Source organism: Buchnera aphidicola (Pterocallis alni) (assembly GCF_964059075.1).
Taxonomy (GTDB): Bacteria; Pseudomonadota; Gammaproteobacteria; order Enterobacterales; family Enterobacteriaceae; genus Buchnera_L; species Buchnera_L aphidicola_AN.
The window spans coordinates 121004-137193 of record NZ_OZ060377.1 but is presented as its reverse complement, the minus strand read 5'-3'; the positions used below and the strand labels follow the sequence as shown (position 1 = coordinate 137193).

14 protein-coding genes are annotated in these 16190 nt (G+C 22.4%); 1 reads left to right on the top strand and 13 read right to left on the bottom strand.

The window, feature by feature from the left end:
- Positions 1 to 12: 12 nt before the first annotated feature.
- The 4 genes from pta to prfA form a co-directional block, all read right to left on the bottom strand.
- Complete coding sequence (gene pta / locus AB4W54_RS00620) at positions 13 to 2127, bottom strand: phosphate acetyltransferase (RefSeq protein WP_367674555.1); 2115 nt, start codon at positions 2125 to 2127, stop codon at positions 13 to 15.
- Between the two features lie 42 nt (positions 2128 to 2169).
- Positions 2170 to 3381: an acetate kinase gene (locus AB4W54_RS00615; protein WP_367674554.1), complete on the bottom strand. Its 1212-nt coding sequence runs from the start codon at positions 3379 to 3381 to the stop codon at positions 2170 to 2172.
- A gap of 158 nt (positions 3382 to 3539) precedes the next feature.
- Positions 3540 to 4367, bottom strand: a complete 828-nt coding sequence (prmC, locus tag AB4W54_RS00610; protein WP_367674553.1) for a peptide chain release factor N(5)-glutamine methyltransferase — start codon at positions 4365 to 4367, stop codon at positions 3540 to 3542.
- A 9-nt stretch (positions 4368 to 4376) separates the two neighbouring features.
- Positions 4377 to 5450 carry a peptide chain release factor 1 gene (prfA, locus tag AB4W54_RS00605; protein WP_367674552.1) on the bottom strand — a complete coding sequence of 358 codons (1074 nt, stop codon included), beginning with the start codon at positions 5448 to 5450 and terminating at the stop codon, positions 4377 to 4379.
- Between the two features lie 178 nt (positions 5451 to 5628).
- On the opposite strand from prfA, the gene AB4W54_RS00600 reads away from it, so the two are divergent.
- Positions 5629 to 6594 (top strand): ribose-phosphate pyrophosphokinase, encoded by a 966-nt coding sequence (locus tag AB4W54_RS00600; RefSeq protein WP_367674616.1) that lies wholly within the window; start codon positions 5629 to 5631, stop codon positions 6592 to 6594.
- A gap of 9 nt (positions 6595 to 6603) precedes the next feature.
- On the opposite strand, the gene folC is transcribed toward AB4W54_RS00600, so the two are convergent.
- The 9 genes from folC to nuoH all read right to left on the bottom strand — a co-directional run bounded on the left by folC (position 6604) and on the right by nuoH (position 16188).
- Positions 6604 to 7899: a bifunctional tetrahydrofolate synthase/dihydrofolate synthase gene (folC, locus tag AB4W54_RS00595; protein ID WP_367674551.1), complete on the bottom strand. Its 1296-nt coding sequence runs from the start codon at positions 7897 to 7899 to the stop codon at positions 6604 to 6606.
- Between the two features lie 28 nt (positions 7900 to 7927).
- Positions 7928 to 8869, bottom strand: coding sequence for a TerC family protein (locus AB4W54_RS00590; protein WP_367674550.1), 942 nt, complete (start codon positions 8867 to 8869; stop codon positions 7928 to 7930).
- A gap of 62 nt (positions 8870 to 8931) precedes the next feature.
- On the bottom strand, positions 8932 to 10140 hold the full coding sequence (locus AB4W54_RS00585; protein ID WP_367674549.1) for a proton-conducting transporter membrane subunit: 1209 nt from the start codon (positions 10138 to 10140) through the stop codon (positions 8932 to 8934).
- Between the two features lie 261 nt (positions 10141 to 10401).
- Positions 10402 to 11892 (bottom strand): NuoM family protein, encoded by a 1491-nt coding sequence (locus tag AB4W54_RS00580; protein ID WP_367674548.1) that lies wholly within the window; start codon positions 11890 to 11892, stop codon positions 10402 to 10404.
- A gap of 46 nt (positions 11893 to 11938) precedes the next feature.
- Entirely contained in the window at positions 11939 to 13831 is a 1893-nt protein-coding gene (locus tag AB4W54_RS00575; RefSeq protein WP_367674547.1) for an NADH-quinone oxidoreductase subunit L, read from the bottom strand.
- Positions 13828 to 14130: an NADH-quinone oxidoreductase subunit NuoK gene (nuoK, locus tag AB4W54_RS00570; protein ID WP_367674546.1), complete on the bottom strand. Its 303-nt coding sequence runs from the start codon at positions 14128 to 14130 to the stop codon at positions 13828 to 13830. The genes AB4W54_RS00575 and nuoK overlap by 4 nt, the downstream gene beginning before the upstream one ends.
- Before the next feature lie 3 nt (positions 14131 to 14133).
- A complete protein-coding gene (locus tag AB4W54_RS00565; protein WP_367674545.1) occupies positions 14134 to 14655 on the bottom strand; it encodes an NADH-quinone oxidoreductase subunit J in 522 nt (173 codons plus the stop codon).
- 11 nt (positions 14656 to 14666) lie between these two features.
- Positions 14667 to 15206 carry an NADH-quinone oxidoreductase subunit NuoI gene (nuoI, locus tag AB4W54_RS00560; protein WP_367674544.1) on the bottom strand — a complete coding sequence of 180 codons (540 nt, stop codon included), beginning with the start codon at positions 15204 to 15206 and terminating at the stop codon, positions 14667 to 14669.
- 13 nt (positions 15207 to 15219) lie between these two features.
- Positions 15220 to 16188, bottom strand: a complete 969-nt coding sequence (nuoH, locus tag AB4W54_RS00555) for an NADH-quinone oxidoreductase subunit NuoH (protein ID WP_367674615.1) — start codon at positions 16186 to 16188, stop codon at positions 15220 to 15222.
- Positions 16189 to 16190 lie beyond the last annotated feature (2 nt).

Genomic DNA, 16190 nt, shown 5'->3' with positions numbered 1-16190 from the left:
TTATATATTATTCTAATTAGATTGAATCGATGTAATAGCAATAGTATATATAATATCTTGTACCGTGGAACCACGCGATAAATCATTAATTGGTTTACGTAAACCTTGTAAAATAGGACCGATAGAAATGGTATTTGATGTTTGTTGTACAGCTTTATATGTAATATTTCCAGAGTTTAAATCTGGGAATATAAATACATTTGCATTACCTCGTAAATTAGAATTAGGCAATTTAACATTAGAAATAAAAGTATTAACAGAAGCATCATATTGAATTGGACCATCAATGATTAAATCTGGTCTAATTTTTTTAACTAACTTTGTTGCTGTACGTACTTTATCGATACTATCTCCACAACCAGAAGATCCAGTAGAATAAGATAACATGGCAATTCTTGGATTAATATTAAATAAATTAGCTAAATTAGCAGAAGAAATAGCAATATTACATAATTGCATAGCATCGGGGTTAATATTTATTGCACAATCAGAATATATTAATACTTTATGTTTTAATAACATAAAAAAAATAGAAGAAACTAAAAAATCATTATTACTATTTTCTTTATTTACTCCAATAATTTGAAAAGCAGTACGTAAAACATCTGCACTAGAATAATTGACACCACATACCATACCATCAACATCGTTCGCATGTAACATTAAAGTACCAAGAACTAAATTATTTTTAACATATAATTTTGCTAAATCTTTAGTCATCCCTTTATGTTTTCTTAATAAAAATAATAAATTAATATAATTATCACATATTTTGATTGGATTAATAATCATATTATCTAAAATTAAAATATTTTTTTCTCTCGCTATTGAAAATATTATGTGCGGATCACCTAATAATATACATTTAGCTATACCTAATTTATTTACAATGGATGCTGCTTCTATTATTCTTGGATCCTGCCCTTCTGGTAACAATATACAATTTACATTTTTTTTAGCTTTCGCTATTATACTATTTTTAAAAAAAATAGGTGATACTATACTAATATCATTCTGTGAGTTATGATATTTATAGGAAAAAATTAATTTTTTATTTATATATTTTAAACAATATTTTATTAAATGACTAATTTGTGATTGATTGTTTTGTATAATATTCAATTTTAATTGTTTAAGCAACAAAATAATCAATTCTTCTTTTAAAAAGGAATAAAAAATAGGTATATCAATTTTATAATTATATATAATTTCTTTTATTTTATTAATATCTAATACAGTAACATTTGTAAATAAAATAGATTGAAAACAATAATATTGTACAATATAAAAAAATATATTATTATATTTTTTAATAAAAGTAGGAAATGAAATAATTAGCATAACTCCATTATATTTAGTGTTTTTAACAAAAAACAAATCATTATATAACATGCATGCATGTACTACACAATCAACAGAATCATTTATATTTACAGATTCTATGTATAAATTTTTAAATAATATATGCTTAGATATAGAAAATAAATTTTTATTATAAGGAATATTTGCTATTATATTAATATTTTCATATTTTCTATGAATATATTTTTTTACATTATATTTCGTAATAATTCTATTTTCAGAACTATTCATACATGTTTTAAAAATATCAAACGAAATATTATTAATAATAATTCCTATAATCTTACTAAATAAATATGTATAATTACTAGAAAAAAAATTACTTAATGGGATATTAATAATATTTTGATTAGAAGTATAAAAAATTATTTCAGCATTTAAATGTTGAGCTAATTGTAAGTTTATATCATGTATATAACATCCTTTGTCATGATTTTTTATACCCTCTATAAAAATAATATCATATGATTTTTTGTATTTATCATATAAATCCATCGTATTTTCTATAACAAATTTTTCTTTCTCTGATTCTATAAAAAATTTTTTTTGTATTTTTTTACTCAACTGAATACAAGGAATAGAATAATATTTTTGTAAAATAAAACAAGTATCTCCTCCATGGTTATCGGTATGGTCAAAAGAATAAAACGGATCCAAAAATAAAACTTTTAGATTATCATATTTAAATAAATTTACTAAACTTACACTTAATGTTGTAAGCCCAACACTATCTGCTAAAGGAACTAATATAATTGTACGTATCACAATACACCTTTATATATAAGGAGGTTAATAAAAAGACTTATTTTAAAATTCTTTTAATATTTTAATAGTTTGTTTTGCAATAACTAATTCTTCATTTGTAGGAATTACTAACAATGGAATAGTATTATATCTCTCAATAAAACCACATCTACCCATACTCATTATATTATTTAACTGATTATTAATTTTTATACCAAACATCGATAATTTCGATAAAGTAATACGTCTCACTAAGGAAGAATTTGCTCCGATACCTCCTGTAAAAATAATTCCATCTAGTTTTCCATTTAATAAAGTAGTATAACTACTAATGTATTTTGATAATCTATGACAAAAAATATTTATTGCTCTATTTGCTCCTAATTCATGCTGATAATTGCGCTCAACATATCGAAAATCACTAGTAATACCATTATTTAACCCTAATATTCCTGATTTATACATTAATAAATCTTGAATGTCATTTATACTCATTTTAACAACATTGTTAAGAAAAAAAATTATAGAAGGATCAATATCACCACTTCTAGTACCCATAACTAACCCTTCCAATGGAGTTAAACCCATAGAAGTATCTACACATATTCCATTACGAAAAACTGTCACAGAGGAACCACCACCCAAGTGACATGAAATAACATTTAAACAATTCATATTAATATTTAAAATTTTAGCAGCTTCTTTTACTACATAATAATGACTAATACCATGTGCCCCATAACGTCTGATATTATATTTTTTATAAAAATTATAAGGAATAGCATATAAGTATGATGATTCTGGCATTTTTTTATAAAAAGCGGTATCTAAAACAATAACATTTTTTTTAGATAAATGAGGAAAATATTCAAGCGCAGCTTGAATACCTAATAAATTAATTGGATTATGTAAAGGAGCAAAAACAATATTTTTTTTAATTTCTTCAATAACATCTTTATTAACAATAGTCGTCTTATTTAAACTCATACCACCATGTACTACACGATGCCCAATTGCTGTAATATTAGATAGTAAATAACTATATTTTTTAAAAACATTTTCAATCAAAAAATGTAACGATTCAAAATGTGATACATTATCACCAATAATTAATCGATTCTTTTCGTGTTTCCGTGTCCATTCTATACAAGATTCAGATAAATATAATTTATCAATTAAACCAGATAAATACACTTCTTCATTTACAGGATTTAAAACAGAAAATCGTACAGAAGAACTACCACAATTTAAAACTAAAACTAAATCATTTAACATTTTTATACCTATATTGAATTTATATTATAAATATAAAATATATCATGAATAAAAAAATAAAATAAAAAATTTTTAAAATAAATAATATTTAAAAAAATTTATATTTTTTATATCATAAAATATGTTATATATAATAAAACCACATAATAAAAAATACTTTACTCATATATTTTTTGACCAGCTATTACACGATTATAACCATGATAATCTTTATAAACACTGATATTATAAAAGTCGTTTTCTTTAAATAAATTATGTATTATTTTCGTTTGACCTATTCCATACTCAATTAATAACCAACCTTTTAAAAATAAATATTTTTTTGCATTATAAATAATCTTACTAATATCACTCATACCATTACTTCCAGAAAATAATGTATAATATGGCTCAAAAGACACTTCTTTATTGATACCTACCATATGATTGACACTTAAATAAGGAGGATTACTAACAATTATATTAAATTGCATATTAATAGATTGAAACCAATTACCTTGTACAAAAGTAGCATTACTAATATTTAAACACACAGCATTCATTTTAGCGAGTAAAATCAATTCTAAAATATAATCAATACCTAATACACTACAATATGGCTTTTCAAAAGCTAAAGACAAAGCTATATTACCACAACCTGAACCTAAGTCTAATATATAACCAGTTTTCCCTAATCTATTTAAACTTTGCTCTACTAATATTTCAGTTTCTGGTCTTGGTATTAAAGAATTTTTTGACACAATAAATGATAAAGACCAAAATTCTTTTTTTTGAATAATATAAGCAATAGGTTCAAAATTTTTTCTACGATATAAATAATTATTTAAAATATTTATTTGAACTTTATTTAATACAAAACAATCAAATATTTTTATCCATACTCGAGACTTTTTTAATACATAACTTAGTAAAATTTCTGCATCTAAAACAGAATTATCATAAGATAATAATAATTTAGCATATTTTAACCAATTTTTTATATTCATATAATAATATTATCGACAATATAATAGAAGATCGGAATAATATTCTTGTAGAATAGGTTCTATTAACATATCTAAATTTCCATTTAATATATCCTGTAAACAATATATAGTTAAATTAATACGATGATCTGTTACTCTATTTTTAGGAAAATTATAAGTTCTATTTCTATCCGATCTATCACCAGTACCTAATAAATTTTTCCTAATAAAAGAATCCTTTATTTTTTTTTTTTTTATTTCTTGAGCATGAATACGAGCAGATAAAATGGATAATGCCTTAGACTTATTTTTATGTTGTGAACGTTCATCTTGACATTCTACTACTGTTCCCGTTGGAATATGAGTAATTCTAATGGCAGAATCAGTTGTATTAACATGTTGTCCTCCAGCTCCAGAAGATCGAAAAGTATCTATTTTTAAATCAGAAGATTTAATAATAGTATCTTCACATGCAAGAACTTCTGGCATTACTGCTACTGTACATGTTGAAGTATGAATTCTACCCTGAGACTCTGTTTGAGGAACACGTTGTACGCGATGTCCTCCAGATTCAAATTTTAATCTACCACATACACCTAGTCCTGTAATTTTTAAAATAATTTCCTTAAAACCACCCTTTTCCCCAATACTACAACTCATTATTTTTATATTCCAATTTTGGTATTCTGCATATTTACCATACATTTTAAACAAATCACCAGCAAATATTGCTGCTTCATCCCCCCCAGTAGCTGCTCTTATTTCAATAAAACAACTCTTTTTATCATCCGGGTCTTCCGGTAAAACAATTTGTTTTATTTTACGTTCTAATATCATATTTTTTTCTTGTAACACTGTTAATTCATCTTGTACTAAATCTAAAATATCTGCATCATATAGTAATAATTTTGTTAATTTAATATTTTTTTTTAATTTTTTCCACTCTACATAATATTGAATAATGTCAGATAATTTAGCATATTCTTTTGATAAAGAACTCATAACACTATTGTTAGACAAAATAGTAATATGTCTAAATATTTGTTCAATTTTTTTAAATCTAATATATAGCATCTGTAATTTTTTTAAAAATAAATCTTGCAAAATACCTAACTCCTTGTATTGTATGAAATATAAAAAATTATTATATTAATTTTAATATTATTATGTATTTTATATAACATATAACTATTTAACAATATAACATTGAATATATAACAAATTTATTATAGTATATAAAATATAAATATTATTTTATTTCACCTTTTAACTACGAGTAATCATAATTATAATGAAAATATTTTCCGGTAACTCTATTCCAAAATTAGCAGAACTCATTGCACATAAATTATATATTAATATCGGTAAATCTACAGTAAATAGATTTAGTGATGGCGAAATTAGTGTTAAAATTAACGAGAATGTAAGAGGGTATGATATTTTTATTATTCAATCTACATGTTATCCAACAAATGATAATATTATAGAATTAGCTGTAATAATAGATGCTTTACGTAGAGCATCTGCAGGAAGAATAACTGCTGTTATTCCATACTTTGGATATGCTAGACAAGATCGCCGAGTTAGATCAACCAGGGTACCAATAACAGCGAAAATAGTAGCAGATTTTTTATCTAATGTAGGTATAGATAGAGTACTTACTGTGGATTTACATGCAGAACAAATACAAGGATTTTTTGATGTTCCTGTGGATAATGTATTTGGCAGTTTCGTATTACTAGAAGATATGTTAAAAAGTAAATTACACGACCCTATTATTATTTCTCCAGATATCGGAGGAGTAGTCCGAGCTAGAGCTATTGCAAAATTATTATATGATACTGACATGGCTATTATTGACAAAAGAAGACCCCGAAATAATGTAGCTCAAGTTATGAATATAATAGGAGATGTTAATAAAAGAGATTGTATCTTAATAGATGATATGATTGATACTGGAGGAACACTATGTGCAGCAGCAAAAGCATTAAAACAACATGGAGCAAATCAAGTACTAGCATATGCTACACACCCAGTTTTTTCAGGAAATATTATAGAAAATATAAACAAAGAATATATAGACGAAGTAATTGTATGTGATACTATTCCTTTATCTATAGAAATTCAACAAAACAAAAAAGTCAGAACGTTAACTTTATCTAGCATGCTAGCTGAAGCAATTCGTAGAATTAGTAATGAAGAATCTATTTCAGCTATGTTTGAATATAAAAAATGTAAAATAAAATAAAAATAATAATTAATTTTTAATCAATATATTATTAAAAATATATTTTGTACGAATATATACAACAGCTTCCGAAACAGCAATAAAAGAACCAAATACTAAGATAATATCTTTATCACTCACTTTATGTATTAATATATCTAATGCAATATCAATACTCGAACAACATACTGAATTGTGTGGTAAATATTTTTTTAAGACATCTGTATGAACAGAATTATCAGATTTTAAACTAGTATAATACCATTGGTGAATAATACCGAACAAATTAAAAACAGTATTTTTAATATCTTTGTTCAGAATCATACCTATTATTGCATAAATATTTCCATTCTCTCTTTTACTCAATATATTTTTTAATCGTTTATATAAAACTAAAGTAGCGTGTGGATTATGAGCAACATCTACAATTATATATGGATGATATAAAATCGTTTGTAATCTACCTGGAATGAAAATTTTTTCTATAGCTTTAACAATATTTTTTTTATTATAATAAAAATTAGATATTCTAAATGCTTCTAATCCTAAAGCTACATTTGGTACAAAAACATTAGAAATGGGTAAATTACATATATTCCCTTTTGTATCATATAAATTCCAACAGTTATTTGTTATATACCAAAACCATTCATATCTTATTCTATATAAATCGTTCTTTAAATAATATGCTAATTTATATATAGAATTAGGAATTTTATCCTCTCCTATTATAACTGAAATATTTTTTCTAAAAATTCCTGCTTTTTCCAAAGCAATATCATTCCTATTTTTTCCTAAAATATGAATATGATCCATATTAATATTTGTAATCACGGCAATATTAGGATTAATAATATTTGTTGGATCTAATCTACCACCTATTCCAACTTCTAATATTATCACATCCAAATTTAATTCTTGAAATATTAATAATGCAGTCAGTGTAATAAATTCAAAATTAGTTAATATAACATTATTTCTTAATAATTCAATTTTTTCAAACATAGTAGTATATATAATATAATTAGTAATATATTTCCCATTAATCCTAATTCTTTCATAATAATTAATTAAATGAGGCGAAGTATACAAACCAACCGTATAACCAGAATGTAAAAATAATTGTTCAATCGTAATACATGTACTACCCTTACCATTAGTACCAGTTACAGTAAATATAAAAGAAGGAATATTTAATACATCCAATTTTTTAGCAACATATATTACTCTTTCAAGAGAAAAATCCACTGAGGGAGGATATATTGTATTAATATAAGATAACCATAATTTAAAAGGTGTATTGCGATCATATTTAATTCTCTTCATGATTACCCTATCTCTAACATGACATCAATTATCGAAAAAAATATTTTTTTAAAATATTAAAAGTTAAAAATAAAAATAGTACTATGGCAATAAATATATATATATTATTTTCTAAAATATAAATATAATTTTCGTACATAATTTTTACAGAAATTAACATTACTATTATAGAAATAATAGATTTAATATAAAAATTCTTATTTAATATATTAAATATAATAAAATAAATGGAACGCAATGCTAAAATAGAAAAAATATTTGCCGTAATAATAATACATGGATCTTTTACAAAAGTTAAAGTAACAGGAACACTATCTAAAGCAAATAATATATCACTTAATTCAATTAATACTAATACTAAAAAAAGAGGAGTAATGTATAAAATATTCTTTTTATAAAGAAAAAATTTTTCTGAATTAATAGAATTAATAACATTAAAATATTTCATCATAAAAATTAAAAATATATTATCTGTAATATTATTATCCGTTTTTATTAATAACATTTCTAAACCAGAAAATAATAATATACAACTAAATAAAAAAATTACCCAATTCCAATGTAATAAAAACCAATAGCTCAACATAATTAAAAAAAATCTTAATATAAATGAACCTAATACACCATATGTTAATATTCTATTTTGTAAATTAATAGGAATATTAAAATATTCAAAACAAATAAACCATATTAAAATATTATCTAACGATAAAATATGATCAATTACATAACTAATACCAAAATCTAATATTTTTCTATTAGCTATTAAAATATTATAATAATAAAAAAAATATATCCATAATAAAAAAACAAATACACAAGTTGATAATAGCCATATAAAATAATTTAAATAAGATTTTTGTAATTGACTTAATTGAGAAAAATATTTTTTTATATAAAAAAAATTAATCAATGTAGTGAAAGAGATAACAAAAAAGAAAAATATCCATACAAAAAATATATTCATCATATTCAAAATATATACCTACAATACATAAAATTATTAAATCAAATAATTAAAAATAAAATATATTATACAAAATGTAATATTATTTGCGGAAATATTCCTAATACAAAAATAGTAAATGCAATAAACAATATAAAATATTCTATATTTCTACACATCATCATAGGTAATGTTTGATGAACAATATTCTTATTAAAAGAATATATATTTAAAATAATCTTTAAATAATAAAATATTCCTAATGACATACTAATTAAAATACCTAAATTTGCAAAATAGCAACTATGTAATACAGATATAAAAATAATATAAAATTTAGTAATAAAACCAAATGTAAACGGAATACCTAAAAAAGATAAAATAATTATAGTCATACTAATACTTAGTATGGGTTGTTTCCAAAAAAAACCTTTATAAAAATATAAATCATTTAATTTTATCAATCTATAATCATAATATAATTTAGATAAACATAAAATAGTAAATATTCCTATATTACCTAATACATAATTGATTAAATACAACAATATTACTTTATTCAAAATAAAATAATTATTAATAGTAAAAATTGGAATTAAAATATACCCAATATGTACAATAGATGCATAACCAAACAATTTTTTTATATTTTTTTGCAAAACAGACATAATACTTCCAAAAATAATAGAAAATATAGAAATAATTTCTAAAAATAAATATAAAACATTGGCACATGGATGCGGAAAATATACAAATAATTTAATTAATAAACTAATAATTGATATTTTAATAACAGTGGATAAATATATCAAAACAAAGGAAGAAATATTTTCATAAATACTAGAAACCCAAAAATAAAATGGAAATAAAGCAAGCTTAAAAAAGAAAGGAAATAAAAACAATGCTAAACCTAATAATAATATTTGGTTCACATATATAGTATTGATCAAAAAAGAAACTTTAATATTATATAAACTTAAATTACCACATACAGAATAGATTATTGCTATACCAAATAACATACAAATTGAAGCAAGACTAGAAAGTATAACATATTTTAATACAACATTTAAACACTTTTGATAATATAAGGAATATGTCATCATCCCAATTGTAGGTATAGACATAACTTCTAAACCTACAAAAATAGAAATAATATGATTCGCAAAAACTAATAACAAACCACCTAAAAGAGAAGATAAAATTAATACATAAAACTCTTCTTTATATAAAAAAAATTTTTTAATGTAAAAATAAGAAATAATACTAATATATAAAGTGCATAATACCATCATAACACTATAAATAATAGAATAAAAATCACACCGTAATAAAATATTAAAATGTATAGAATGAAATTTCAATAGAAATAATAATGATATCAAAGTAAAAAATAATCCAATTACTGTAGTGCACATAACAAAAAAATGATTTCTCTTAATTATAATCGAGCACATAATGACCATAATACTCGTGATTAAAAGTATAAATGGAATAAAAGAAATCATTCTATAAACAGGAATGATCATGTGTATACTAACCTTAATAATAAATTGTTAATAAATATTGTTTAATAAAATATTATAAGTATGTAATATATATTCAGGAAATAAACCTGACAAAATTGTTATAATCATTAATACAAAAATTAAACTAAACTCCAAATAATTAGTTTGTATAATCTTTTTTAATCCATAATTTAATAATGGACCATAAAAAACCCTGTGTATAACATTTAATGAATAAATAACCGGGAAAAATAAACTACACATTAATAGTAAAAATAATATTAATGATTTGTGTAAAACTCCAAGTAATATCATTACTTCTCCAATAAAATTAGGAGTACCAGGAAAATTTAAATTTGTAAAAAAAAAGAAAAATACAAAACTTGGAATCCATTTTATTCCAGTATATATTCCACCCATATGCATAATATTCATAATTTTAAAACGACTATATATTTGACCAAACAAAACCAACAAACCAGAAGTAGAAATAGTATTAAAAATCATCTGTAACACTACACCTTGTAAAGATAATGTATCTCCACAATATATACCAATTAGCATAAACCCCATATGAGCAATAGAACTATAAGCTATTATTTTTTTAATATTTTTTTCATTAAAAGCCATCCATGATGCATAAAATATCGTACATAATCCTAAAAAAAAAGCATTATAAAAAAAATACATAGAAGAAACTTTAAAAAATAAAGTATTAAATCGCAACAATCCATATATAGAAACTTTTAACGACAAACCTAATAAATCTATAGATGCTGATGGTAATAACCTACTATGCAAATTAGGTAACCAACTATGAAACGGAATAATAGGCATTTTAACTGCAAAAGCGAGAAAAAAACCTATCATGATTGTATATTCTAAAGGTAAATAAATAGGTATAGTAGATAATATATTATAATTAAAAGTTAATATATGAGTATGAACATAACAATTCCAAGATAATAAAAAAATTGAAAATAACATCAATAAACTAGATAATTGAGTATAAATCAAAAATTTATTAGCAGTATATATTTTATCCTTTTTATTATATATTTTATTACCCCAAAATATCACTAAAAAATATATAGGTAATAACATAATTTCCCAAAAACAAAAAAATAAAAATAAATCTAAAGATAGTATAACCCCCACTGTACCAATAAAAATCAATAATGTACTAGAATAAAAAAAACCAGAATAATTTTTACTTTCATCCCAAGAACATAAAACAGATATTACTGCAATAAAACTAGATAGAACTAGCATAATCAATGATAATCCATCTATTCCTAAATGAAATTCTATTCCTAAAATAGGTATCCAAGGTATTTGAAATTCTTCAATCCAACTATTTTTATTACATACAATATTATGAAAATAAAAATATTTACCCCATAAAAATATAGAAAGAAAAAAAACTAAAGACATTGTAATTAATGCAATCCATTTAGATATTTTAATATTTACATATTCACATGTTAAACATAACATTATACTTAATAATGGTAAAAGAATGAACAATAAAAGTAACATGCAAAATCCTATGTATTAATCATTTGGAAAATAAAATTATATAAAATTATAAATAACTAATTTTAACATGATTATGAATATTCAAAATAGTATTATTAATATAAAAAATCATTAATTCCATAAATAATAAAAAAATAAAAAAAATCATAACATAAAAAATAAATATACTATCTTCAAAAAATGATAAAAATGAATGTAATTTATAAAATATAAAAAATAACATTTTATTTAACATATTAAAAGGTTTATTAAAAAAATATTTAGTTATTTTAATATATAACTTGGGAAAAAAAACATTATATAAGCTATATAAACCAATATCTTTTTTAATAATATTAGTTATATAACATAAAGAAAAATATTGTACATTATTATTAAAAAAACGTTTTTTTATAACATATAAGTAATAAGATAAATAAATAGAAAATATAATTATAAAAGAAGAGAATATTTCTAAATACAATTTTGTATGTCTTTCAACCAAAGAAAAAATAGGATATAATTTGGAACAATCTGGAATTAAAAAAATACCCACATAAGTAGAACAAATAGCTAAAATCATTAATGGTATAAATTGTATACAATTTATCGAAACATTTTTACGTATTAAATTGGATTGTGTATGAAAAACAATAAATATTAATCTGAAAATATATAATGTAGTTAAAAAAGCAGATAACATAGATATAATAAAAAATATAAAGTATTTTTTTTGTAAAATATAAAATAAAATATTTCCTTTACTATAAAAACCAGATGTTATAATTGGAAAAGCAGATAAAGAAGCACCTCCTATAACAAAACAAAAATATATAAAAGGAAATGTATTCCATAAATTATTTCCCATATAAAAAATTTTCTGTTCATTTTTACAATATTTAATCAAAGTTCCAGCAGATAAAAATAATAATGCTTTAAAAAATGCATGAGTAATTAAATGAGATAAAGCTAAACCCCAACCCCCAATACTCAAAACAACAAACATATATCCAAGTTGACTCATGGTAGAATATGCTAATATTTTTTTAATATCACTTTGAAAGATAGCAGAAATACTAGAAAATAGTAATGTTAAAGCACCTAAAAAACCAGATATATTTAAAATTAAAGGAGTTGTAAGAAATAAAGTATAATTACGCATTATTAAATAAATACCTGCAGTTACCATAGTAGCGGCATGAATTAAAGCAGATACAGGAGCAGGACCAACCATAGCTGTTGGAAGCCATAATTGCAATGGAATTTGTGCGGACTTACTTATACAACCTAACAATAATAAAATATTTATATAATTTAAAATAGGAGTATACTGAATCAAATGAATTTTAATTAAAAATTGAATTTCATAAAAATTTAAAGTATTATAATTCACATATAACATCAATATAGCAGAAATAAGAAATAAATCACCAATTTTAGTAATCAAAAAAGTTTTAAAAGCAGAAAGACTAACATATTTCTTATAATAATAAAAATTAATTAATAAATAAGAACATACACTTACCCCTTCCCAACCAACATACATAACAATAAAATTATCTGATAAAATTAATAACAACATATTAAAAATAAACAAATTTAAAAAAGCAAAAAAATTTGATTTATTAATATTATCTTTCATATACCAAATAGAAAATATGTGTACTAACAATCCAATAAAAACAATCATACCTATAAAAGAAAAAGATAACTTATCCAATAATAAACAAAAATTTATTTTAAATTTTTCTAGATTCCACCAATTCCATAAATTTTGATATATAATACTATTTGATTTATCAAAAAAATATATACTTAATATGCAAAATATTATAAAAGATGCAAAAATCGATCCAACACCAATTATTACAATGAATTTTTTATATAAAATATGTTTTAAAAAATATAAAATAAAAAAACTTATCAGTGGAAATAAAATTAATAAAAAAATAATATTCATCCAACCATCTCACTTAATTTATCAATACTTAAAATATTCTTTTTTTGATAACACTGTATTAATAATAATAAATTAATACTTAATTCTATTGCAGATATAGTAATTAATAATATATATAATATAGCACCATCAATATGGTTCCAATAACTACTAATACAAACTAAAGCTACACTAATAGAATTTATCATAATTTCTAAACTAATAAATATAAACAATATATTTTTATTAATCATTAAAGACCAAAAACCTAATAAAAATAATATTAATGAAAATATCAAAATATGAGAGACAGAAATCATTTATCATATATCCTTTTTGATTGTATGTGATATTAATAATCTTTCACTTTTTGCCATTAAACAAATTGTAATTAAAACCGATAATAGTAAGATAGAAATAAATTCAACTATTAAAATATATGGTCCAAATAAAGCAATACCTAACAACTTCAAATTTATAATAGTATAAAAAATATCTTTATCTTTTAAAAAAAGAAACAATTTACATAATAACAAACACATAGTAATCATAGATAAAAAAGAAAGAATAAAAATAACATTTTTACCAACACTATCATTACATGTACTATATTTATCTAAATTAAACATCATAATAACAAAAATAAAAAATACTATAATAGCCCCAGAATATATAATGATATGAAAAGACCCTATAAAATAATTACCTAATAAAAAAAATACCATGGATGTTGTTAAAATAGAAATAGAAAAATAAAATAAAGCATATATCACATTATCTTGTATAATGGATAATATGGTAAACAGTATAGTAAAAAAAGCAAAAAAATAAAAAAAAGATAACATTTCATATTTTCCTAAGATAATAAATCTTTCACATTTACTGGAGTAGCATTAATACTAGAATTATTATTACTTCCTAATACTGATATACCACACTGTTTATAAAAATTATAATCAGGACTTTTTCCAGAACCGGAAATAGATAAATCTTTTTTATTATATAGTAAATCTTGTCTTTTAAAATCACTCAACTCAAAATCAGGTATTAATTGAATTGCAGTAGTTGGGCAAGCTTCCTCACATAAACCACAAAAAATACAACGAGAAAAATTAATTCTAAAAAATTTGGGAAACCATCTACCAGATTTAGATTGTGCTTTCTGTAAAGATATGCAACCAACAGGACACACTACAGAACATAAATTACATGCCACGCATCTATCCATTCCATCCGGGTCCTTAGTTAATACTATACGACCACGATATCTTGGGGGAAGATAAATAGGTTGATCAGGATATAATAAAGTTTCACGTTTCTCAAACATATGTTTAATAGTAATAAAAATACTTAATAATTGACTCCAAAAACCTAAAATTATATTTTTTACAATCATACAATTCCTATTACTAAAGTAATATAAAAAAAGCAGTGAATAATAAGTTTAATAATGATAAAGGTAAACCAATCACCCAACCAAAATATAACATTTGATCATATCTAGGTCTCGGTAAAGAAGCGCGAATTAAAATGAAAAATATTATTAATAAAATAGTTTTTAAAAAAAACCATATTAATCCAGGGAAAACAGGTCCTAACCATCCTCCTAAAAATAATACTGTTATTAAAGATGATACAGTAATCATAGAAATATACTGTCCAATAAAAAATAGACCAAATTTCATACCAGAATACTCAATATGATATCCATCGGCTAATTCTTGTTCCGCTTCGGGTTGATCAAAAGGATGACGATGGCATAAAGCTAATCCAGCAATAAAAAAAATTAAAAAACCAATAAATTGTGGAATGATATTCCATATACCTTTTTGAGAATATATAATATCAATTAAGTTAAAAGAATGTGCTTTAGATACTACCCCCATAAAAGATAAACCCAAAAAAACTTCGTAACTTAGCGTTTGAGCTATAGCTCGAATCGCACCTAATAAAGCATATTTATTATTACTAGACCAACCAGCAAATAAAATTGAATATACTGATAAAGATGCCATGATTAAAAAAAACAAAATTCCTATATTTAAATCAATAATCAAAGAATGCCAACCAACAGGAATTGAAGCTAATACTAAAAGTAAAGAAATAAAAGAAATAATAGGAGCGATAATAAATATAAACGATTTACTAAATCTAGGAACCCAGTCTTCTTTAAATAACATCTTAATAATATCAGCAAAAACTTGTAATGTACCATTCCATCCAACTCTGTTAGGACCATATCTATTTTGAAATATCCCTAACACTCTTCGTTCTACAAAACTTAACATGGCACCACACAAAATTATTAAAAATACGATAATTATTGGTTGTAAACAATAACTAAGAATACACATTATACTACTTAAAAAAAATGTCATCA